Here is a 21,589-nt window from a genome sequence, read left to right as displayed (position 1 = left end):
GGTAACTCCGGAAGAATCTTGGAAAGGAATGACAGGTTTGTCGGGCGCGGTTAGCGGTTCATCGCAGGAAGGCCAAGGGCGGCGTTGACTTGTCGGCGGCGACGCGCGATTCGCATCGGCCTATGATGTCGCTCCCCCGCGCCCTTGCCCTGTCGTTCAGCCAGTTGGGCGATCCGGCCATCGTGAAGGTGCTGGTGAAAAGCCTCGCGATCACGCTGGTCATCTTCACAGGCCTCGGATTTGCGGCGTTTCACGGGCTGGCATGGGTGTTCGACTGGGCCGGATGGGATGCTTCCGGAGGACTGTCCGCCTTGCTGACCGCGCTGGTGATGGTGCTGGCGGCGTGGCTGCTCTTCCGCTTCATCGCGCTTTTCGTGCTGCAATTCTTTGCCGAAGATGTCGTGCGCGCAGTCGAGGCGCGGCATTACCCGCAGGAAGCCAGCGCCGCGCGTTCGCTCGGGTTTCGCACCGAGATGGCGAACGGCATCCGCTCGACCAGCCGCGCGCTGCTGGTGAACCTCGCCGCGCTGCCCTTTGCAATCATGCTGCTGGTGACCGGTATCGGCACCGCGATCCTGTTCTGGGCGGTGAACGGCTTTCTCCTGGGGCGAGAGCTTCAGGACATGGTCTGGCTGCGGCACCGGCAGGACGAGGGCGAGCGCGCGCCGCTGGGCGGCGGCAACCGCTTTCTCCTCGGCGGCACGGTCGCCGGGCTGATGATGGTCCCCTTCCTCAACTTGCTCGCCCCCGTGCTCGGCGCGGCGAGCGCCACCCATATGGTCCACCGCGGGAGAGCCGCCCTTGCGTAACCTCGTCACCCTGATTGCCGTTGCCGGCAGCCTCTCGGCCTGCGTCAGCACGCCGCCCGATTACTTCCCCGGAGAGCGCGCGTCATCGGCGCCGACGGCGACGCCCCCGCAGCAACCCGTTCGCACCGCACCTTCGGGCGGCGGCTTTATCGCGCCGCGCGTCATGGACCTGCCGGGCCTGGAGGGCGTGATCGGCCGCGATGCGACCGCGCTCGCCAACCTCTTCGGCCCGCCCCGGCTGGAGGTGAAGGAAGGCGATGCGGTGAAGCTGCAATTCAGCGGCAGCCCCTGCGTGCTCGACATCTACCTCTACCCGCTCCAGCCCGGTGGGCGCCCTAGCGCCACCCATGTCGAGGCGCGCCGGGCCAGCGATGGCGAAAATGTGGACCGGGCCGCCTGCGTCGCAGCGCTGCGGCGGTAAGGCGGTTTTAACCGCGAGGCGCTAGCGTTGCCCCGAATCCAACAAGGGGCGAATTCGACCATGACCGCACAGTTTCAGGCCATCGCACAGCGCGTGGGCGCCGACGGAACGGTAACACCGCTCGAAGTGCAGACCCTGCGCCGAGAATGCTGGCCCGATGGGCGTATCTCGCAGGAAGAGGCCGAAGCGATCTTCGCGCTCAACCGCGAGCTGACCGAACGCGGACCGGAATGGACCGATTTCTTCGTCGAGGCGATCGGCGAATACGTCATCAACCAGATGGAGCCGCGCGGCTATGTCAGCGAGGCGAATGCGGCGTGGCTGATGGAGCAGATCGACGCCGACGGAAAGCTCGGCTCCATGGCCGAACTCGAAGTGCTGGTGCGCGTGTTCGAGCGTGCGCAGAACGTGCCGGTTGCGCTCAAGGACTACGCTGTGCGCCAGATCGAGCATGCCGTCCTTGAAGGCACCGGACCTACGCGCGATGGCGGCCAGCTCGAAGCGGGCAATGTCAACGAAACCGAGGCGAAGCTGCTACGCCGCGCGATCTTCGCCCCTGCCAGCGAACGCCCGGCGGCCGTCGGCAAGACTGAGGCCGAAATGCTTTTCCGTTTGAAGGACGCGACGCTTGGCGCGGACAACTCGCCCGAATGGAAGCGCCTGTTCGTGCAGGGCGTGGCGAACTATTTGCAGGGCTACTCGGATGCCAACGCGCAGATCAGCCGCGAGCGTGCTTCCGAATTGCAGGCCTTCATGGCCGACACCAACCACGGCATCGGCAGCTTCCTCGGCCGCGTGGCGCGCAGCCGTCCGAGCGGTTTCGGGAGCCTCTTCGATGACGGTACGGATGCCTCGTCGCGTGAGGACGATGTCGCCGCGGCGCAGGATGTGACGCGCAGCGAGAAAGACTGGCTCGACGCGAAGATCGGCGCAGACGGCAAGGTCGACGAATACGAGCGCGCCTTGCTCGAATTCCTGGCCGAGGAGTGATCAGCGGCGGGGCAAGAAGGCCTCGCCCGCGATCAGACCATGAAACTCTCGCCGCAGCCGCAAGCGCCCTTGGCGTTGGGGTTCTCGAAAACGAATCCGGCGGAGAAATCGTCCTCCACCCAGTCCATCGTGCTACCGACGAGGTAGAGCACGCTGGCGCCGTCGATATAGAAGATGCCGCCCGGGGTTTCGATTTTCTCGTCGAACTTGGCTTCCTCGGTGACGTAATCGACCGAATAGGCGAGGCCCGAACATCCCCGGCGCGGGGTCGATAGCTTCACGCCGATCGCATCTTCGGGCGCCTTGGACATAAGCTCGGCAATCCGCTCTTCCGCGCGCGGTGTCAGGATCACGGCGGCCTTGGGTGCGGAGCGGGTGGTTGTCTCGGTCATCAGAGCATCCCCAGTTCGAGGCGTGCTTCGTCGGTCATCTTGTCGGGTCCCCAGGGCGGGTCCCAGACGAGATTGACCTCGGCATCGCGCACACCCGGCACGCTGGCGGCGCGCAGTTCGACTTCGCCCGGCATGGTTTCGGCGACGGGGCAGTGCGGCGTGGTCAGCGTCATGGTGACGGTGACATCGCATTCGTCATCCACCTCGACCCCGTAGATCAGGCCGAGATCGTAGATGTTCACCGGGATTTCCGGATCGTAGATTTCCTTCAGCGCATCGACCACCGCCTGCTGCAGCTTGCCGCCCGCGCCGGTCGCGCCTTCGGCTTCGGGCTGCTTGGCGAGGAAGCCTTCCAAGTAATCGCGCTTGCGCCCGAGCTTCTCGCCCGCCGTCTCGTCGGGGTCGATGGCGTCCTCGACGCGCGCGCGCGGCGGTTTTTCGACCACCGCATCGGCAGGCGAGGGGGCGGCGATGAAATCCTTGTCGTCAGGGGGTTTGTTCATCCGAAAATCCTCCGGGTCCTTTCAATTCCGCGCAGCAGCGCGTCGATGTCGCTTTCGTCGCTGTAGAGACCGAAGCTCGCTCGGGCGGTGGCGGGGACGCCGAGGTTGGCCATCAACGGCTGCGCACAATGGTGTCCGGCGCGGATCGCGACGTTTTCTTCGTCCAATATGGTGCCAAGATCGTGCGGGTGAACCCCGTCGAGGGCGAAAGACACGATACCGGCGCTCTCCTCCGGGCCGAACAACGTCACGGCGTTGAGCTTTCGCAGTTCCTCGCGCAGCGTGCGGGCGAGGCCGGCCTCGTGGGCGAAGAGCATGTCCGGGCCCAGCGCGTCGACGTAATCGATCGCCGCATGAAGTGCGATGGCCTCGGTGATCATGGGAGTGCCCGCCTCGAAACGCTGCGGGGGCGGGGCGTAGGTGGTCCTGTCGAAGGCCACGGTCTCGATCATCGCGCCGCCGCCCTGGTAGGGGGGCATGTGTTCGAGCAATTCCTCGCGCGCCCAAAGCACGCCAATACCGGTGGGGCCGTAGAGCTTGTGGCCGGAGAAGGCGTAGAAATCGCAATCGAGCGCCGTCATGTCGAGCGTCATGCGCGGCGCGGCCTGGCACCCGTCGAGGAGGATTTTCGCGCCGACCGAATGGGCGAGGTCGGCCGCCTTGCGCGCGTCGAGGACCGAGCCCAAGACGTTCGAAACGTGCGCCAAGGAAACCAGTTTGGTTCGCGGCGTCAGCAGGGCCTCGAGCGCGCCGAGATCGATTTGACCGTCTGGCGTCAGAGGGCAAACCTGGATTTTTGCTCCGGTTCGCTCGGCAAGCATTTGCCAGGGCACGATATTCGAGTGGTGTTCGAGCGTGGAGAGGATGATCCGATCGCCTTCGCCTATGCGGGTCATGCCCCAGGTCGCGGCGACAAGGTTGATCGCCTCGGTCGCACCGCGCACGAAGACTACCTCGTTCTCCGATGCGGCGCCGATGAACTCCGCCACGCGGCGGCGGGCGGCTTCATAGCCCAGCGTCATCTGCGCCGAGCGGCCGTAAACGCCGCGATGCACGGTCGCGTAGTCGCGCCCCAGCGCGCAGGCCATCGCGTCGACCACGGCTTGCGGTTTCTGCGCCGAAGCGGCGGTGTCGAGATAGTGCCAGACCTCGCCTTCCGGCGTCACGAGGCCGGGGAAGTCCGCCTTGCGGGTGAGCGTGGCCGCCTCGCTCACAGGTGCTTGTCCAGCTTGTCCAGCGCGGCTTGCAGCAGGCGTTCCTGCGCCTCCTCGTCATCGAGGCTCACCAGCGCATCGCCGATGAAGGCCTGCACCAGCAGGCGGCGCGAAAGTTCAGGTGTGAGGCCGCGTGCCGCCATGTAGAAACGCGCGCTCTCGTCGAGCTGGCCGACGGTGGCGCCGTGGGCGCATTTCACGTCGTCGGCGAAAATTTCGAGCTGCGGCACGGCATTCACGCTCGCACCCTTTTCGAGCAGCAGGCCCTTGAAGTCCTGCGCGGCGTCGGTCTTCTGCGCGTGGCGCACCACGTCGATCGACCCGAGGAAATTGCCCGTACCCTTGCCCCAATGGACCGCGCGAACGGTCTGGTTGCTGGTTCCATCGGGCTCGGCATGGGTCGTGCGGGTGACGAATTCGCGCACCGTCTCGCGGCCGCCGACCGTGATGCCGCCCATCTCGAAATGCGCACCCCTGCCGAGTGTCACCTCGACTTCGACCCGCGCGTAGTCGGCCGAAGCAATGACGCCAAACAGTTCGAACCGCGCGCCTTCACCGACCGTGACGCGCAGGCGGGTTACTTCGGTTTCGCAGGAATTTTCGTCGGTTACGAGCAGCAGTTCACGCGCACTCTCACCCGCCGCCACGTCGATCTGGCGCCATGCAAGGTCGCTATTGCGCAAGCGGTCGACCGCAGCATAGCGCCACGCCTCATCCTTGCGCGTGGGGAGGGTCGCGACGTCGCTCATGCCGGCTCCGCCATCACCGCGTCATAGCCTTCGTTCTCAAGGCGCGTGGCGAGTTCCGGGCCACCCGTGCGCACGATCCGGCCCTTGGCAAGAATCGACACGCGGTCGGGCTTCACCACTTCGAGCAGACGCTGGTAATGCGTGATCAGCAGCACGGCCTTGTCGGGCGAGCGCATGATCGAATTAATCCCTTCGCCGACCACGCGCAGCGCGTCGATGTCGAGGCCGCTGTCGGTCTCGTCCAGCACGGCGAAGGAGGGGTCGAGAATGCCCATCTGGACCATCTCCGCGCGCTTCTTCTCGCCGCCCGAAAAGCCGACGTTCACATTGCGCTTGAGCATGCCCATGTCGAGCTTGAGAAGACCGGCCTTTTCCTTGGCGAGCTTGAGGAATTCGCCACCCGAAAGCGGTTCTTCCCCGCGCTGTTTGCGCTGCGAATTCAACGCCTCGCGCAAGAACTGGACGTTCGACACGCCGGGGATCTCGACCGGGTACTGGAAACCGAGGAAAAGGCCCGCCGCCGCGCGCTCGTGCGGTTCCATGTCGAGCAGGTCTTCACCGTTGAACGTCACCGAACCGCCGGTCACTTCGTAACCCGGCCGGCCGCCGAGCACATAGGACAGAGTGGACTTGCCCGCGCCATTGGGGCCCATGATGGCGTGCACTTCGCCAGCCGCGACATCGAGCGTCAGGCCATTGAGGATCTGCTTGCCGTCGATTTCGGCAGTGAGGTTTTCGATCTTAAGCATTGAAAAAGTTACAATCCTTCGTTTTCCGGCTCGGCTGCGTCGGCAGCATCGGCGACGGCGTAATGCGCGCTGGGGCACCGGGCGAGTTCCATGCGGACCTTGGTGCCAGCCGCCTCGAGAGCGCGGAACATGCCCTGCATCTCGCCGCGCTCTTCGTCGGTGAGTTCGTCCTTGTCGTGCAAGTCGCGGAGACGTTCGTCCTGCCTGGCGAGCAGCGCGCGCCGCTCAGCGCGGGCTTCGGCGACAACCTGACCGCAAATGGTGTCGGGCGCGGTGTCGGCGCCGGTATGGGCGCGGGCGGCGACGATGGCGCTGCGCGAAGCGCGGTCGAGGCTTGCTCCGCGCTCGATATGGATCTGGCGCATGCTTTCGAAGACCGCCGCGACCTGGGCGGCGCCGAACTGACTCGTGCGGTCGCGCTTGGCGAGCAGCGCGTTGCTGTCGCGCTCCATCCGCACACCGAGTTCGGCGCAGCGCGGAATGTCCTTGCGGTATTGGCCCTCGAAACCCGTGCTCGCGTCGATCAGGTATGAGCCCGAGCGCAGGCACGTCTTGTACTCATCGACGAAGCCGCCGATCAGCGCGGGATATTCCAGCGCCCATTCGTCCTGGCTGTAAGCGGCCTCAAGGCTCGACCCCGCCTGCTGCGAGAAAAGCAGGACGATGGCACTGGCAACATTGGTGATCATGAGCGGTCTCCCCGGGATGATGCGTTGTGGGCCGCGCGCCTTTCGCGCTTGTCGGCAATGCGGCTGCGCATGCCGAGGGTGATCCTCTGGAGGACGGCGTCCATGTCTTCCAGAATGTCCTTGGCGGCGATGCGCATCACGCGGATGCCGACCGTCTCGAGGCTCTTGTCGCGGCGACGGCTGAGCGTCTCGTCCTGCCCTTCCTCGTCAATCATGATCGCCATACCGAGCTTGTGGCAGTTGAAATCGACGATCGCACTGCCGACCACGGCGTGACGCTTGAAGGTGAAGGGACCCATGTCGGCATGCGCGAATTTCTCGGCGAGCGCCTTGTGCGCCTCGGTCGAGTGGCGGCGCATGTCGCGCGCCTGCTCGTGCAGCGCATCGAGCCGCTTCTCCGAAATTTCCCACCCACGGCCCTTCTTCTTGAGCGCGGGTGCGGTGTCGGCTGTTTCGCTAGGGTTGCGGAGCTGGAGGGTCTTGCGGTCAGTCATACGTATTTGAGTCTCAGAAGTAATGAGTCGTGCTCGCTGAGCCTACTCAGCTTACAGCGACGACCTGCTTGCCATCGCGGCCAATCGACAGGATCAGGTTCGATCCCCAAAGGAGAAAATTCCTTCTCGATATCCTCAAAGCAAGCGGGCGTTACGATATACTCAGCATTGCCGATCTTTTTGACCGTGTATCGGTTCTGGAGCATCAACCGACACTCCCCTCAAGCGAAATAGCCAGGAGCTTCTGCGCCTCAACCGCGAACTCCATCGGCAGCTCTTTCAGCACCTCTTTCGCAAAGCCGTTGACGATCAGCGCGATGGCCTCCTCGTCGTCGAGGCCGCGCTGCATGGCGTAGAAGAGCTGGTCGTCGCTGATCTTGCTGGTGGTCGCCTCGTGCTCGATCTGGGCGCTCGGGTTCTTCACCTCGATATAGGGCACAGTGTGCGCACCGCATTCGTCGCCGATCAGGAGGCTGTCGCATTCGGTGCGGTTGCGCACGCCGTCGGCATTGGCGGCCACGCGCACGAGGCCGCGATAGGTGTTGTTCGATCTTCCGGCGGAAATGCCCTTGGAGATGATCGTCGAGCGGCTGCCCTTGCCGTTGTGAACCATTTTGGTTCCTGTGTCGGCCTGCTGGTAGTTGTTTGTAACCGCAACCGAATAAAACTCGCCCACGCTGTCTTCGCCGTTGAGCACGCAGGAGGGGTATTTCCACGTCACCGCGCTGCCGGTTTCGACCTGCGTCCAGCTGACCTTGCTGCGCGCGCCCTGGCAAAGCGCGCGCTTGGTGACGAAATTGTAGATCCCGCCCTTGCCGTTCTCGTCGCCCGGATACCAGTTCTGGACGGTCGAATATTTGATCTCGGCATCGTCCAGCGCGACCAGCTCGACCACGGCGGCGTGGAGCTGATTTTCATCACGCATCGGCGCAGTGCAGCCTTCGAGATAGCTGACATAGCTGCCGTTTTCGGCCACGATCAGCGTGCGTTCGAACTGGCCGGTGTTCTCGGCGTTGATGCGAAAATAGGTCGATAGCTCCATCGGGCAGCGCACGCCCTCGGGCACATAGACGAAGGTGCCGTCCGAAAAGACCGCGCAGTTCAGCGTCGCGAAGAAATTGTCCTTCTGCGGCACGACCTTGCCGAGCCACTTTTTCACCAGCTCGGGATATTCACGGATCGCCTCGCTGATCGAAAGGAAGATGACGCCCGCCTTCTTCAGCTCCTCGCGGAAGGTGGTAGCAACCGAAACGCTGTCGAACACGGCGTCCACCGCGACCTTGCGCGCGCCCTTCACCCCGGCAAGCACTTCCTGCTCGGCAATTGGGATGCCAAGCTTCTCGTAAGTCTCGCGGATCGCCGGATCGAGCTCGTCGAGCGATTCCAGCTCCGGCTTCTTTTTCGGCGCGGCGTAGTAATAGGCGTCTTGGTAGTCGATCTCGGGATAGCCGAGCTTGGCCCAGTCCGGCTCTTCCATCTCCTGCCATAGGCGGAAGGCCTTGAGGCGCCAGTCGAGCATCCATTCAGGCTCGTTCTTCTTGGCCGAGATGAAGCGGACCGTGTCTTCGGTCAGGCCCTTCTCGGCAAATTCGGTTTCGATGTCCGAAGACCAGCCGTGTTCGTATTCGGCGACCTTTGCGGCAGCCTCCTTCGCTTCGCGGTCTTGGATGTCCACTTGCTCGTTCACGCGAGTTCCTTTTCCTGCGCCAGTTGCACGAGGCTGATGCCAGCCAGCGCGCTGCGCAGCGTTTCGTTCACCAAGGGCCAATGCGGCCGCACCCGGCAATCGTGATCGACCGAGCAATCATTGCCCTCGATACACGCGGTGAGCGCAATGGGTCCCTCGACCGCCTCGACAATATCCGCCAGCGTGATCGCCGCCGCCGGGCGCGCCAGCTGCAAGCCGCCGCCCGCCCCGCGCACCGAACGCAGGAGGCCTGCGCCGACCAGCTTGCTCACCAGCTTCTGCACCGTGGGCGCAGGAAGGCCGGTCTGGGCCGCAAGTTCGGACGCGCTGACCCTGCCCCCGCCGCAATGGCGAGCTGCCTGGCTCATCGTGACGACAGCGTAATCTGCAAGGTTCGAAAGGCGCATGGCGTTAAATCGGACGATTTCGTTCCGATTAGCCAGCTATGAGCGGGGCGCGCCGATTTCAACGGAAAACCGCCAGTTGCGAGTCGTTAGCAAAAGGCGTCAGTCGGATTTGCGCCCCAGCATTTCGTCCTGGTTGCCGCCAAACAGGTCGACCGAGCCATACCCAGCTTCGCCAAGCGTTTCTTTCACCACCGACTGTTCCTTCGGCCGCAGACGGCGCGGGGTGCGGCCGGTGAACTGGCGGATTTCCTTGATCATGTGCGCCTGGTCGTAAAACGCCTCGCGGATTTCCGCCTCCAGCGTGGGCGAGAGGTCCGGCATGGCGAGCAGGGTCGCAGCGCGAATCGCACGGTAGCGACGGATCAGACGCACCGGCGGCTGACCGAAGAACCGCGTGACGAGTCGCTGCACCTGCCGTTCGGAATAGGGGAGCTTGTCGTAAAGCGTCGCCACCTCCGGCTTGAAGGAGGAGGACAGCCATTCGAGGGTCCGGTCGATCACCTGTTGGTGGCGTTCGGAGAGCGGAGCGATCTCGTCTGCGACGATCCGGGCAAGTTCGTCGAGCGCGCCCTTTTCGTCCACCGCACCCGAATGGATACGGGCGAGCAGCGCGTCCACGCGGTCCCCCACAGTGTCGCCCAGAACTTCGCGAACCGTCAGATAGGTGTCGCGATTGCTATCGACGGGAAGCTGCGTCAGCGCGGCCCAGCCGCGGAAGTTGAGCGAGACGCCCAGCATCACCGTATGCGGTTCGAGTTCGAAGCGGTGCGCCTGGGTCAGCGGGCACTGGAAGAAGGCGTCGCTCGATCGGGCGATCTCGCCTGAAGCAAAGCGCATCGTGCCGCCCCCGCGAAGGGTGAGCACCATCTGGCCCGAATAAGCGGGCATTGTGTCTTCCACCAGCGCGCTGCCGGCGCGAAGGACATAAAGCGAGTTTAGATAGGGCGCGATCTCTTGCGGCGCCTCCACCCACTCGAATGCATATGGTTCTGTTCCGATAGCCCCTGCGGCCATGAAGTGCGCGCCCCCGCGAATGAATACCTACGATCCGGTCGGGTAGCCACCACCTCGCGCCTGTTCCCAGCAAGCGCTTGGCGTTCGGTTTGCGACCCGGCCCGAATCACTCCAAGCACGCGCCGCGCGTCCAGTAAATGTATATTTACGACATCAATCGCCAAGTATCGGAACTCGCGACAAAAAAAGGGCGGCCCGCAAAGAGCCGCCCCCTATAGGTGAGAACTCGTTGCATTTCTGCCTCGAGCCCTTCGGGTCGCAAAAAGAGTGATAATCGAGAATCACTTTTTTCGATTGTATGCACGCGACATCGGGTAACCTTAGGGGCAACTTTGTCGGATATTTACAAAGCTGTGCCAGAGCGAGATTCGGCGCGAGGTCACCCCGGATGCTCGACACGGGCGCGGGGCTCGGCCATAGGCGCGCGCCATGCTGTTCGATCTTGCCCGCCCCGCCCTCTTCGCCCTCGACCCCGAACGCGCCCACAAGCTGACGCTGGCGGCGCTGAAGACGGCACCGCTCGGCAAGCCCGCAAAGCCCGGCGCTTTAGCGACCGAAGTCTCAGGAATCGCCTTCCCCAATCCGCTGGGCATGGCGGCGGGCTTCGACAAGGATGGCGAGGTCCCCGACAAGCTGCTGGCGCTGGGCTTCGGCTTTGCCGAGGTCGGCTCGATCACGCCGCGCCCGCAGGCAGGCAATCCCAAGCCGCGCCTGTTCCGGCTGGTCGAGGACCGCGCGGTGATCAACCGGATGGGCTTCAACAACGGCGGCTCGGCGATCGCGGCGGAGCGACTCGCGGCGCGGCAGGGCCGCCCGGGCGTGCTCGGCATCAACATCGGCGCCAACAAGGACAGCGAGGACCGGATTGCCGACTACGCCACGATGACGCGCATCATGGCCCCGCTCGCGACCTATCTCGCGGTCAATATCTCCAGCCCCAATACGCCGGGCCTGCGCGCGCTGCAGGACGAAAGCGCGCTGACCGGCCTGCTCGACGCCGTGTTCGAGGCGCGCGGCGAAGACGGACCGCCGGTTTTCCTCAAGGTCGCCCCCGATCTCGAACCCGCCGATATCGACGCGATCGCCCGGATTGCCGCGGACAAGAAACTTGGCGCGCTCATCGTGTCGAACACAACTATCTCGCGCCCGAAACTGCGGTCGCACCATGCGGGCGAAGCGGGCGGGCTTTCGGGGGCGCCCTTGCGCGACCTGGCCCTCCAGCGGATCCGCGACTTCCGCAAGGCGACCGGCGGGTCGATCTCTCTCGTCGGCGTCGGCGGGATCGCCAGCGCGGAAGACGCTTGGGCGCGGATCAAGGCGGGCGCGAGCCTCGTCCAGCTGTACAGCGCGATGGTCTATGAAGGCCCCGGGCTCCCAAACCGGATCACGCGCGGCCTGACCACGCTGATGCGGCGCGAAGGCTTCGCTTCGATTGCCCAAGCGGTCGGAACCGAATAGCGATGGCGGCCATGCTTCGCGCCCTGCCCCTCTCGCTCGTCGCCTTCACCCTCTCGGGCTGCATTACCTACACGCAAGCGGACACGGCCGAGCCGCGAACCGAAGCGCCCGCCTTCACCGGTGCTGTCAGCGCCGCCGACCCGCGCGCGCAGGCCGCAGGCGAGGAAATCCTCGCACGCGGCGGCAGCGCGACCGATGCCGCGATCGCAGTGATGCTGGCGCTAACGGTGGTCGAGCCGCAAAGCTCGGGGATCGGCGGCGGCGGGTTCCTGGTGCGAGGCGAAGCGGGTGGCTCGGTCACCACCTTCGACGGCCGCGAGACCGCCCCTTCAGGCGCGACGCCCGACTGGTTCCTGAGCGAGACGGGCGAGTTGCCCCCCTTTATCGATTCTGTCCGCAGCGGGCTGAGCGTGGGCGTGCCCGGAAATATCGCTCTCGCCGCCAAGGCCCATGCCGCGCACGGACGGCTCGACTGGGCCACGCTGTTCGAACCGGCGATCCGGCTCGCGCGCGAAGGCTTCCGCATCAATCCGCGCCTCAACACTTCGCTCGAAAGCGCGAAGAACCGCGCAGCCTTCAGCGCGGAAGGCCGTGCGCTCTTCTTCGATGCCGAAGGCGCGGCGCTTCCGGTCGGCACGCTGGTGCGCAACGAAGCGCTTGCAAAGACCTTCGAGGCGCTGGCCGCGCGTGGACCCGAGGCCTTCTATGCCGGCGAGATCGCGCAGGCGCTCGCCACCACCATCGCCGCCGACACGCCGCGCGACGGCGCCATGACCTATGCCGACATCGCCTCCTACGAAGCGAAGGAGCGCGACGCGGTCTGCACGCCCTATCGCGAGTATCGCATCTGTTCGATGGGGCCGCCGACCTCGGGCGGGGTCGCGGTCCAGCAGATCCTCGGCCAGCTCGAACGCTTCGACCTCGCGGCGCTGGGCGCAGACAATCCGGTCACCTGGCACCTGTTCCTCGAGGCGCAGCGCCTCGCCTATGCCGACCGCGAGATCTATCTCGCCGACAGCGATTTCGTCTCCGTGCCTGTCGCAGGCTTGCTCGAGCCGACCTATTTGGCCGAACGCAGCGCGCTGATCTCGCCCGACCGTTCGCTCGCCGATCCGCAGGCCGGAAAGCCACGCGGCGCGCCACTGGCGCTGGCCGATGGCGACGAGTCGGTGGAGCACGGCACATCGCATTTCGCCGTCATCGATAGCGCGCGCACCATGGTCAGCTACACCTCCACCGTGGAAGGCCCTTTCGGCTCGGGACTGATGGTGGCCGGCTTCTACCTCAACAACGAACTCACCGATTTCAGTCGGTCGCCGCAGGTCGACGGGCGGCTGGTGGCGAACCGCGTGGAGGGGGGCAAACGCCCGCGCAGCTCCATGTCGCCGACCGTGGTCTACGATCCCGAAGGCCAGCCCTTCATGGTCGTGGGTGCAGCAGGAGGCAGCACCATCCCCGTGACCACGGCGCGCGCCATAATCGGCGCCATCGACTTCGGCCTGTCCGCAGAAGGTTCGCTCGGCCTGCCCTTCACCATGGCCTTTGGCAGCCGCGTACTGCTGGAGGAAGGAACTTGGCTCGAAACCTCCGCCGAGGCCTTCCGCGCCTTGGGCCATGAGGACCTGATCATCCGCGCGGCCCCGATCAAGGGCGGGGCGCTGCTGCATGGGGCAGGCGAATGGCAGAGCGCGCGCGACCCGCGCCTCGTGGGACAACTCGAACTCCCCTGACAAGAGCGCGGCTCCACTTGCGGTAGCGACAACGGGAGCTTAAGCCCCTGCGTTTCGTTGGTCGCACAACAAAAGAATAGAACAGAACTTTCGCGAGGAGCCTGCCTGTGCTGTCGGATATCGATTCCGCCAATAATCTGGTCGAACTTTTCCTGAAACGCGCCGATGAGCGCCCCGACCGGGCCTTCCTCGGAGCAAAACGCGACGGCGAATGGCAGACGATCACATGGGGCGAGGCGGCCGACCGCGTATGCCTGCTCTCCGAAGCCCTTCTCGGCCTCGGCCTCAAACCCGGCGACCGCGTGTGCCTTGTGTCGGAAAACCGCCCCGAATGGTGCATCGCCGACCTCGCGATCATGGCCGCCGGCTGCATTACGGTTCCGGCCTATGTCACCAACACCGAGCGGGACCACGTTCATATCCTCGACAATTCGGGTGCCAGGGCGGTGATCGTCTCGACCGAAAAGCTGCTCGGGCCGCTGCACGGCGCGCTTCAGGCAACCGGCATTGCCGACCATGTGATCGGCATCGAGGACCTTCACCGTCAGCAATCGGGCAGCTTCGGATACCATCAGTGGGACGCGCTGGTCGACGGCGACGCCGCGGCGGCGCGCAAGGCGGTCGAGGAACGGATCGCCCATATCGGTCGCGGCGACACCGCCTGCATCATCTACACCAGCGGCACGGGCGGCGCGCCGCGCGGCGTGATGCAGCACCACGGGGCCATCCTGTGCAATATCGCCGGCGCCGCCGAGATCCTGGCGGAAGATTTCGGCATCGACGAGGAGGAGCGTTTCCTCTCCTTCCTGCCGGCCAGCCACGCCTATGAGCACACGGGCGGGCAATATCTGCCCATCTCGATCGGCGCGCAGATCTATTATTCCGAAGGTCTCGAAAAGCTCGCCAGCAATATCGAGGAAACCCGGCCGACGATCATGGTCGTCGTTCCGCGCCTTTTCGAGGTGCTGCGCACGCGGATCATGAAACAGGTCCAGAAGCAGGGTGGTCTGGCCGAAAAGCTCATGAACACCGCACTGGAAGTCGGCGAACGCCGCGCCGAGGGCAAGAAGCAGTTTGGCGACGGGCTCAAGGACGCGGTGGTCGGAAAGCTGCTCAAGCCCAAGATCCGCCAGCGCTTCGGCGGCCGGATCAAGGCGATGGTGTCGGGCGGCGCGCCGCTCAACCCCGAGGTCGGCATCTTTTTCGAGAGCATGGGTCTCACCATGCTTCAGGGCTACGGCCAGACCGAGGCGGGCCCCGTGGTCGCCTGCAACCGCCCCAAGGCGGGCATCGCGATGCACTCGGTCGGCCCAGCCATGCGCGGGGTCGAGGTCAAGATTGCCGAGGATGGCGAAATCCTCTGCCGCGGCGAGTTGGTGATGCACGGTTACTGGCAAAACGAGGCCGAAACCGACCGCACGATCAAAGACGGCTGGCTCCACACCGGCGATATCGGCCATCTCGACGAGAAGGACCGTATCGTCATCACCGACCGCAAGAAGGACATGATCGTCAACGACAAGGGCGACAACATCGCCCCGCAGAAGGTCGAGGGCATGCTGACGCTGCAGCCCGAGATCGGTCAGGCAATGGTGGCGGGCGACAAGCGTCCCTATATCGTCGGCCTGATCGTGCCCGACGCGGAATGGGCGCTCGACTGGGCCAAAGCGAACGGCAAGAAATTCGACTTGAAAACGCTGCAGGACGATCCCGAATTCCGCAGTGCGGTCCGCAAGGCGGTCGATCGGGTGAACAAGGACCTCTCGGTGATCGAAAAGGTCCGCCAGTTCACCTTCGCGGACGAGGGCTTCACCATCGAGAACGAGGAAATGACGCCCTCGATGAAAATCCGCCGCCACAAGATCAAGGACCGCTACGGCGACCGGCTGGATGGGCTCTACCGCAGCTAACCATGCGTGAAATAGCGATAATCCTCACCAGCACCTTGCTGCTGGGCGGCTGCACCACGCGCCAGCATATCAGCGAAGCGCTGCCCTCCGCGCTGGAAGCGGGCTGGGAGGGCAGCCGCGTTTGCACGCTCCAGCACCAGACCGAAACGCACCGGGTCCTGCGCTGCACCTTCCCGCCGGGCGTGGGCCACGAACGACATTATCACCCGCCGCATTACGGCTATGCGCTGAGCGGCGGCACGATGCAGCTTACCAGTGAGAGCGGCACGCGCACCGCAACGCTGGCGACGGGCTCAGATTATTCGAGTGACGGGGTGCAGTGGCACGAAGTGGTCAACGTGGGCGAGGCCACGGTGACCTATCTGATCGTGGAAGAACTCTAGCAACGAATTGCACCAAGCCGCGACTTAACAATTACCCCATTTGTCGTGGTGTTGCGCCACCTTGCGGCAAAGATCCACAAACTGTTGATGATCCAATGCACCCTTCGCGTGATTTACAGATCCCGCGCAGATGCGATAATTCAACCGGTCGATGCCGTGGTAGTGATCTATCGAAGGATAGCGACCGACGATCCGGTGATTGCGCTGACCGCGGCCCTTTGGCTTTTCATGATTCAGGCGGTTCCACTCTAGTTCTTCTCCGGTGTAGCAATCCAATCCATTGCTCTTGAGCACTGCTTTGTGGATCGCTTCGCGATATTCTTCGATAGGTCGGCGTGCTGCCTTGGTATCGCGAGCGCGGCAATTCCTCGCTTGCTGTTCAAGCCATTGGCAATAGCGCTGACAACCAATTCCCTTCTTTCGGACGGAGTCCGGCACATGGCGAGGTGACACGCACGAGTTATCACATGGCTTAGCTGGCGCACTCACAACGATGCTAGAGCAATACCGACTAAGCAGCCACTTCCTCGATGAATTCCGGGAAGAAGCTCGGCGCGCGGTCGGACCAGCCAGGGGCGGTCGCGGCGGCTTCGCTCAGGCTTTGGAGGAGCATCTTGCGGCGTTCCGGGCGAATCTGCGGCAGCGCGGCGGCGGCGCAGAAGGCGCTGGGCAGCCAGGGGCGTGCCTCAGGGCCGAGCAGGCGTTCGTAAAGGAAGCGGAAGGCCGAGAAGCACTCGATGCGCTCCTGCGCGAGATCGAAGGCGGCCACGCGGGTGATCTTGCCGATGAAGCCCTCGATCGCGTCGAAGCCGGATTCGTGCGGGATCGCGCCGCGCAGCGCCTTCAATTCCTGATAGGCAACATACTGGCTGCGGATTGCGGCGGTCTCGCCCTGCGTGCGCCCCCAGATGCGGAACGCGTCGCAGCGGCTGAGGCCGATATCGAGGCTGCGCCGGATGTAACGCTGCTCGGCCGCGGTGAAGCTGGCGAACTCGCGCATTTCGGCAATGGTCAGCGATGCGGCATTGGTCACGGCCATGATTCGATTCCCTTCGTCGAATCACAGTCTCCGCCAAGATGGTTAATTTTTGATGGTGGGCGGTTTTTTCGGCCCTCAAACGCTGGGCGCGACGCATCCGCGTCGCTTGGCTTCCTCGCATAGGCTCGGGCGGCCGGTCGGCCTTGCGGGCCTGCGGCCCGATTATATCAGCCCTGCCAGCGGGCTCGACGGGTCGGCATATTTGCGCCGCCCCATGCGGCCAGCGAGATAGGCGTCGCGGCCGGCCTCGACGGCCAGCTTCATCGCGCGCGCCATGCGGATCGGGTCCTTCGCTTCGGCAATGGCGGTGTTCATCAGCACGCCGTCGCAGCCGAGTTCCATCGCCACCGCCGCGTCGGAAGCCGTTCCGACGCCTGCGTCGACGAGCACGGGCACATTCGCGCCCTCGACGATCAGGCGGATCGTGACCTGGTTCTGGATGCCGAGGCCCGAACCGATCGGCGCGCCCAGAGGCATGATTGCCACTGCGCCCGCTTCTTCGAGCTGCTTCGCCGCGATCGGATCGTCGACGCAATAGACCATCGGGTGGAAGCCTTCCTTGGCCAGCACCTCGGTCGCCTTCAGCGTCTCGCGCATGTCGGGATAGAGCGTTTTCGCCTCGCCGAGCACTTCGAGTTTCACCAGGTCCCAACCGCCCGCCTCGCGCGCGAGGCGCAGGGTGCGGATCGCGTCGTCGGCGGTGAAGCAGCCGGCGGTGTTGGGGAGGTAGGTGGTTTGCTTGGGATCGATGTAATCGGTCAGCATCGGCGCCTTGGGATCGCTGACATTGACCCGGCGCACCGCAACGGTGACGATTTCCGCCCCGCTTGCCTCGAGCGCGGCAGCGTTCTGCTGGAAATCCTTGTACTTGCCGGTGCCGACGATGAGGCGGCTCTTGAAGGTGCGACCCGCCACGCTCCACGTGTCGTCGTCCTGCCCGCCGCCCACGAAATGCACGATCTCCAGCGTATCGCCTTCGCCAAGCGCGTGCGTGTCGAGCTCGCTGCGCGGCGCAATCGTGCCGTTGTGCTCGACCGCCACCTTCGCAGGATCGAGTTCGAGCTCGCGAACGAGCTGGGCAATGGTGGTGGCGGCGGTGCGGCGGCTTTCGCCGTTGACGGTCAGGGCAATCATAGCCCCCGCCACTTAGTCCCCGCAGCGCTCCTTGCAAGCGGTGGAGTGGCAATGGCGCATATTGAGGATGTGGCCGAGCGAGACCAGCGCAACGCCAATGATCGTCAGCACCGCTTCCTTGTAGCCATGCGGCACGGCCAAAGCGGCTCCCATGAAGGTAAGCCCGGTCATGGCGATGACGAAGGGCATGGCCATCCGGTGGCGCAGAGCGCCCCAGCCGATGGCGACGGCGGCTACGAGCGTTGCAATCACCAGACCCCAGCGATGGATTTCCGGCGCGAGAAAGAACTCGCCGCCGATGCCGAGGCCCGACACCAGCACGATGCTGGCGAGGCAATGCAGCGCGCACAAGCCGGAAAGGCCAATGCCGATGCGGTCCAGCCGCTCCCGAATCGGATTGATGGCGCGTTGCAACATGTCACGTTAGATATGTGATAGTATCACCTGTTACAAGAGCGGGTTGCAAAAAAGAACGCAGTTCGTCGCTTGCCGTGCGCGCTACGCCGATTGAGCCATTTGCACTTGCGAAAACGCGCGCGCGCGGCAAACACCTGCGGCCCATGACCGAGAGTGTTTCCCGCGCCCGCCCGAACCTGCTGGCCAATTGGCTTTTCGCCGTCGCCGCGCTTGTCGTGATCATCGTGACGGTGGGCGGCATTACGCGCCTTACCGAAAGCGGCTTGTCGATTACCGAATGGAAGCCGCTGCTGGGTGCGCTGCCGCCGATGAGCGAGGCCGACTGGCAGGCCGAATTCGGGCTCTACAAGCAGATTCCCGAATACACGCAGATCAACGGTCCGGCGGGGATGGATCTGGAAGCGTTCAAGTCGATCTATTGGTGGGAATGGATCCATCGCCAGCTCGGCCGCCTGATCGGGCTCGCGCTGGCGGTGCCGCTGGCGATCTTTGCGGTGCGCAGGATCATTCCGCAGGGCTATTTCTGGCGGCTCTTCGCGCTGGTGGCGCTGGTCGGCCTGCAGGGCAGCTTCGGTTGGTGGATGGTCGCCTCAGGCCTCGAGACGCGTACCGATGTCAGCCATTTCCGCCTCGCGATCCACCTCTGCACCGCGCTCATCCTGCTCGGCGGCCTCATCTGGACCGCGCTGGACCTCAAGGCGCTGGCAAAGGGCGACACCACGCCGGCGCGCCTGCGCCCGGTGGCGACGTGGACCGGGATCATCCTCTTTGTGCAATTGCTGCTCGGAGCCTGGGTGGCGGGTCTCAACGCCGGGCTTGCCTCGGACAGCTGGCCGCTGATGCAGGGCCGCTTCCTGCCCGAATTCGACAGCTCGCGGGGGCTGTTCTGGGCGCTCACCCACGACCCCTTCCTCATTCATTGGATGCATCGCTGGTGGGCTTGGGTAGCGGTCACAGCGCTCGTCCTCATGGCGCGCAAGGTGAAGCCGGTGAACCGCAAGGCGTCGCTCGCCATCCATGCGGCGTTCGGGACCCAGATCCTGCTCGGCATCGCGACCGTGATGAGCGGCGTCGAATTCCATCTTGCAGTGCTGCACCAGCTGGTCGGGGCCTTACTGGTCGCCGCTTACGCCTGGGGCGCGCACGCCCTCGGACGGAGCGAATGACGGCGCTGATCTATTGCCCCTTCCCCGACGGGGAGAGCGCAGAGTCGGTGGGCGCAACCCTGCTCGACGAAGGCCTGATCGGCTGCATCAACATCGGGGCGGGCATAGTTTCGCTCTTCAGCTGGGACGGCGAGCGAGGCTCGGGCGAAGAGACACCCGCCCTGATCAAGACCGACGCGCGACTGCTCGAGCGGGCCATGGCGCGGCTTGAGGCCTTGCACCCGTACGATACCCCGGCAATAGTCGGATGGCCCTGCCAGGCCAGCAAGGGTACGCAAGAATGGCTTGGGGGTCTCGAGGGGGAACCGGAGTGACATATACGACTCGCAGGGCCGCGCTCCAGGCGCTGGCCTGGTGCAGCGCCAGCCTCGGCTTCGGACTGCCGACAGTGACGGCGGCACGAGCTGCGGTGGCTTTTCCGAAAGGCCCTGTGCGCCTGCGCCGCGAACTCGTCCGCGGCCTGGGGGATGGCGCGGCGATCGTGGTGACGCGCGACTGGGAATGCCGCTTCATCCTCACTGCGAGAGGCGCGCGCGTCGAAGGCAGGCAGGTGGCCGTAGACGTTGAAGCTCCCGCGCCGCTTGCCGCCCTCGCCGAGATCGAGCGCAAGCGCGAGGTGACCGGCCTCTTTCCGCTCGAGATCGATACGCGCGGCCTCATCGTCGATTGGCCGGAAGTCTCGGGAGACATTGCGCAAGCCGTCCGGCAAGCGGCCATCGCGATGGACCGCAAGGCCGCCGAGCAGGACGCGGGCGCCGATGCAAAGCGATACCTCGCTGAGATCGGCAAGACCGCAGCCACGCTGGTCAGCCAGGTTCCGCGCGACCTGTTTTTCCCGCAAACAGGGGAGCTGTACGAACAGCGCGACCTTCCGCTCGCAGGCGGCGTGAAGGGCAGCTACGAGGTGACCATGCTCGCCAGCACCAAGCCGGGCCGCGCGCTGCTCGACCATAGCGAGCGCCGGATCGTCACGCGGGTAGGGGACAGCAGCCGGGTTTCGCGCGAGAGCTGGACCATCCTCTGACGGTTGGGTATTATTTTACCCCACCCGAGACCCGCAGAAACGCTTGACGAATCGCGCCTGCACCTCCATTTGGCGCTCGCTTAGCGGTTCCGGCGACGGGGCCGCGCAATCGTTTGGCGCCAACAGCACGGCGCTCTAACTCGAGCAAACGGACATTCAGCCATGAAGGCTCTCACCAAGGTGACCCAGTCGGCCAAGCCGGCAGAGGTCGAAAAGGACTGGCACATCATCGACGCCGAGAATCTCGTCGTCGGCCGTGTTGCCGTCATCATCGCCAACATCCTGCGCGGCAAGCACAAGCCGAGCTACACCCCGCATGTCGATTGCGGCGATCACGTCATCGTCATCAACGCCGACAAGGTGAAGTTCACCGGCAAGAAGATGGACGACAAGATCTATTACAAGCACACCGGCCACCCGGGCGGCATCAAGGAAACCACCCCGAGCAAGGTTCTCGGCGGCCGTTTCCCCGAGCGCGTCCTCGAAAAGGCCGTGCAGCGCATGATCCCGCGTGGCCCCCTCGGCCGTGCGCAGATGAAGGCGCTCCACCTCTACAACGGCACCGAGCATCCGCATGAGGGCCAGAAGCCCAAGACGCTCGACGTCGCTTCGATGAACCGCAAGAACAAGGCTGTTGCATAATGGCTGACGAAACCAAGAACGACACCGTCTCGGATCTCGCCGATCTGAAGGACATCGCTTCCGACGCACCGCAGGCTGACGGCGCGGACATCGCCGCCAAGGCCGACGTTCCGCTGCGCGAGCAGGAACTCGACGCCCAGGGCCGTGCCTATGCGACCGGTCGCCGCAAGGACGCCACCGCGCGCGTATGGCTCGTTCCGGGCAGCGGCAAGATCACCATCAACGGCAAGGACCAGGAAGTTTACTTCGCCCGTCCGACCCTGCGCCTCGTGATCGACCAGCCGTTCGCCATCACCGAACGCCAAGGCCAGTACGACGTGGTCGCCACCGTCAAGGGCGGCGGTCTCTCGGGTCAGGCCGGTGCGGTCAAGCACGGCATCTCGCAGGCTCTCGCCAAGTACGAGCCGGCCCTGCGTTCGACGGTCAAGGCCGCCGGCTTCCTCACCCGCGACAGCCGCGTGGTCGAGCGTAAGAAGTATGGCCGCGCCAAGGCCCGTCGCAGCTTCCAGTTCAGCAAGCGCTAAGCGCTTCGAACCCGGAGCTTGCCGGATACGAAAAGGGCGGTCCC

General features: G+C 64.7%; 26 protein-coding genes. 12 read left to right on the top strand and 14 right to left on the bottom strand.

The genetic code is table 11. From position 1 onward, the window contains the following. Positions 1–122: 122 nt before the first annotated feature. From K3148_RS05610 to K3148_RS05600, 3 genes are read left to right on the top strand one after another with little or no spacing between them, the layout of a single operon-like run. Positions 123–809, top strand: a complete 687-nt coding sequence (locus K3148_RS05610) for an EI24 domain-containing protein (RefSeq protein ID WP_221426321.1) — start codon at positions 123–125, stop codon at positions 807–809. Beyond that, positions 802–1,230: a hypothetical protein gene (locus tag K3148_RS05605; protein ID WP_247711654.1), complete on the top strand. Its 429-nt coding sequence runs from the start codon at positions 802–804 to the stop codon at positions 1,228–1,230. The genes K3148_RS05610 and K3148_RS05605 overlap by 8 nt, the downstream gene beginning before the upstream one ends. A gap of 60 nt (positions 1,231–1,290) precedes the next feature. After that, positions 1,291–2,220, top strand: a complete 930-nt coding sequence (locus K3148_RS05600; protein WP_221426320.1) for a hypothetical protein — start codon at positions 1,291–1,293, stop codon at positions 2,218–2,220. A gap of 32 nt (positions 2,221–2,252) precedes the next feature. Here the strand turns inward: K3148_RS05600 and K3148_RS05595 are convergent, their stop codons facing one another. The 10 genes from K3148_RS05595 to K3148_RS05550 form a co-directional block, all read right to left on the bottom strand. After that, positions 2,253–2,612 (bottom strand): HesB/IscA family protein, encoded by a 360-nt coding sequence (locus K3148_RS05595; protein ID WP_221426319.1) that lies wholly within the window; start codon positions 2,610–2,612, stop codon positions 2,253–2,255. Then, complete coding sequence (locus tag K3148_RS05590) at positions 2,612–3,115, bottom strand: SUF system Fe-S cluster assembly protein (protein WP_221426318.1); 504 nt, start codon at positions 3,113–3,115, stop codon at positions 2,612–2,614. Before K3148_RS05590 ends, K3148_RS05595 begins: the two co-directional genes overlap by 1 nt. After that, positions 3,112–4,329, bottom strand: a complete 1,218-nt coding sequence (locus K3148_RS05585) for a cysteine desulfurase (protein WP_221426317.1) — start codon at positions 4,327–4,329, stop codon at positions 3,112–3,114. Before K3148_RS05585 ends, K3148_RS05590 begins: the two co-directional genes overlap by 4 nt. After that, entirely contained in the window at positions 4,326–5,078 is a 753-nt protein-coding gene (locus K3148_RS05580; RefSeq protein ID WP_221426316.1) for a SufD family Fe-S cluster assembly protein, read from the bottom strand. Before K3148_RS05580 ends, K3148_RS05585 begins: the two co-directional genes overlap by 4 nt. After that, a complete protein-coding gene (gene sufC / locus K3148_RS05575; RefSeq protein WP_221426315.1) occupies positions 5,075–5,827 on the bottom strand; it encodes a Fe-S cluster assembly ATPase SufC in 753 nt (250 codons plus the stop codon). The genes K3148_RS05580 and sufC overlap by 4 nt, the downstream gene beginning before the upstream one ends. An 8-nt stretch (positions 5,828–5,835) precedes the next feature. Further along, positions 5,836–6,516: a hypothetical protein gene (locus K3148_RS05570; RefSeq protein WP_221426314.1), complete on the bottom strand. Its 681-nt coding sequence runs from the start codon at positions 6,514–6,516 to the stop codon at positions 5,836–5,838. Then, positions 6,513–7,010: an endonuclease domain-containing protein gene (locus tag K3148_RS05565; protein WP_221426313.1), complete on the bottom strand. Its 498-nt coding sequence runs from the start codon at positions 7,008–7,010 to the stop codon at positions 6,513–6,515. The genes K3148_RS05570 and K3148_RS05565 overlap by 4 nt, the downstream gene beginning before the upstream one ends. Positions 7,011–7,215: 205 nt before the next feature. Further along, positions 7,216–8,697, bottom strand: coding sequence for a Fe-S cluster assembly protein SufB (gene sufB / locus K3148_RS05560; RefSeq protein WP_221426312.1), 1,482 nt, complete (start codon positions 8,695–8,697; stop codon positions 7,216–7,218). Next, positions 8,694–9,104 (bottom strand): SUF system Fe-S cluster assembly regulator, encoded by a 411-nt coding sequence (locus K3148_RS05555; protein WP_221426311.1) that lies wholly within the window; start codon positions 9,102–9,104, stop codon positions 8,694–8,696. Before K3148_RS05555 ends, sufB begins: the two co-directional genes overlap by 4 nt. A 99-nt stretch (positions 9,105–9,203) precedes the next feature. Beyond that, positions 9,204–10,118, bottom strand: coding sequence for an AraC family transcriptional regulator (locus K3148_RS05550; protein ID WP_221426310.1), 915 nt, complete (start codon positions 10,116–10,118; stop codon positions 9,204–9,206). 429 nt (positions 10,119–10,547) lie between these two features. On the opposite strand from K3148_RS05550, the gene K3148_RS05545 reads away from it, so the two are divergent. From K3148_RS05545 to K3148_RS05530, 4 genes are all read left to right on the top strand, one after another. Further along, a complete protein-coding gene (locus tag K3148_RS05545; RefSeq protein ID WP_221426309.1) occupies positions 10,548–11,576 on the top strand; it encodes a quinone-dependent dihydroorotate dehydrogenase in 1,029 nt (342 codons plus the stop codon). An 11-nt stretch (positions 11,577–11,587) separates the two neighbouring features. Beyond that, positions 11,588–13,306: a gamma-glutamyltransferase gene (gene ggt / locus K3148_RS05540; protein WP_221426308.1), complete on the top strand. Its 1,719-nt coding sequence runs from the start codon at positions 11,588–11,590 to the stop codon at positions 13,304–13,306. Positions 13,307–13,413: 107 nt separating this feature from the next. Continuing rightward, on the top strand, positions 13,414–15,216 hold the full coding sequence (locus K3148_RS05535; protein ID WP_425594651.1) for an AMP-dependent synthetase/ligase: 1,803 nt from the start codon (positions 13,414–13,416) through the stop codon (positions 15,214–15,216). A 2-nt stretch (positions 15,217–15,218) separates the two neighbouring features. After that, entirely contained in the window at positions 15,219–15,599 is a 381-nt protein-coding gene (locus K3148_RS05530) for a cupin domain-containing protein (protein WP_221426307.1), read from the top strand. 24 nt (positions 15,600–15,623) lie between these two features. Here K3148_RS05530 and K3148_RS05525 read toward each other — a convergent pair whose 3' ends face one another. The 4 genes from K3148_RS05525 to K3148_RS05510 all read right to left on the bottom strand — a co-directional run bounded on the left by K3148_RS05525 (position 15,624) and on the right by K3148_RS05510 (position 18,189). Beyond that, positions 15,624–16,052, bottom strand: a complete 429-nt coding sequence (locus tag K3148_RS05525) for a hypothetical protein (protein WP_221426306.1) — start codon at positions 16,050–16,052, stop codon at positions 15,624–15,626. 58 nt (positions 16,053–16,110) lie between these two features. Continuing rightward, on the bottom strand, positions 16,111–16,638 hold the full coding sequence (locus K3148_RS05520; RefSeq protein ID WP_221426305.1) for a hypothetical protein: 528 nt from the start codon (positions 16,636–16,638) through the stop codon (positions 16,111–16,113). 162 nt (positions 16,639–16,800) lie between these two features. Further along, positions 16,801–17,772, bottom strand: a complete 972-nt coding sequence (gene thiS, locus K3148_RS05515; protein WP_221426304.1) for a sulfur carrier protein ThiS — start codon at positions 17,770–17,772, stop codon at positions 16,801–16,803. 12 nt (positions 17,773–17,784) lie between these two features. Beyond that, a complete protein-coding gene (locus K3148_RS05510) occupies positions 17,785–18,189 on the bottom strand; it encodes a MerC domain-containing protein (protein WP_221426303.1) in 405 nt (134 codons plus the stop codon). Positions 18,190–18,332: 143 nt separating this feature from the next. Here K3148_RS05510 and K3148_RS05505 point away from each other — a divergent pair, with 143 nt between their 5' ends. From K3148_RS05505 to rpsI, 5 genes are all read left to right on the top strand, one after another. Beyond that, positions 18,333–19,355, top strand: coding sequence for a COX15/CtaA family protein (locus K3148_RS05505; protein WP_221426302.1), 1,023 nt, complete (start codon positions 18,333–18,335; stop codon positions 19,353–19,355). After that, complete coding sequence (gene cutA / locus K3148_RS05500) at positions 19,352–19,669, top strand: divalent-cation tolerance protein CutA (protein WP_221426301.1); 318 nt, start codon at positions 19,352–19,354, stop codon at positions 19,667–19,669. The genes K3148_RS05505 and cutA overlap by 4 nt, the downstream gene beginning before the upstream one ends. Then, entirely contained in the window at positions 19,666–20,379 is a 714-nt protein-coding gene (locus K3148_RS05495) for a hypothetical protein (RefSeq protein WP_221426300.1), read from the top strand. Before cutA ends, K3148_RS05495 begins: the two co-directional genes overlap by 4 nt. 162 nt (positions 20,380–20,541) lie before the next feature. Next, the gene (gene rplM / locus K3148_RS05490) at positions 20,542–21,021 is read left to right on the top strand and encodes a 50S ribosomal protein L13 (protein WP_221426299.1); all 480 of its coding nucleotides are present in this window, start codon (positions 20,542–20,544) and stop codon (positions 21,019–21,021) included. Further along, the gene (rpsI, locus tag K3148_RS05485) at positions 21,021–21,545 is read left to right on the top strand and encodes a 30S ribosomal protein S9 (protein ID WP_247711653.1); all 525 of its coding nucleotides are present in this window, start codon (positions 21,021–21,023) and stop codon (positions 21,543–21,545) included. Before rplM ends, rpsI begins: the two co-directional genes overlap by 1 nt. Positions 21,546–21,589 lie beyond the last annotated feature (44 nt).

Origin of the sequence: Qipengyuania aurantiaca, assembly GCF_019711375.1 — a bacterium.
GTDB lineage: Bacteria > Pseudomonadota > Alphaproteobacteria > Sphingomonadales > Sphingomonadaceae > Qipengyuania > Qipengyuania aurantiaca.
The sequence above is the reverse complement of the archived record's forward strand: the minus strand, read 5'-3'. Positions and strand labels throughout refer to the sequence as shown.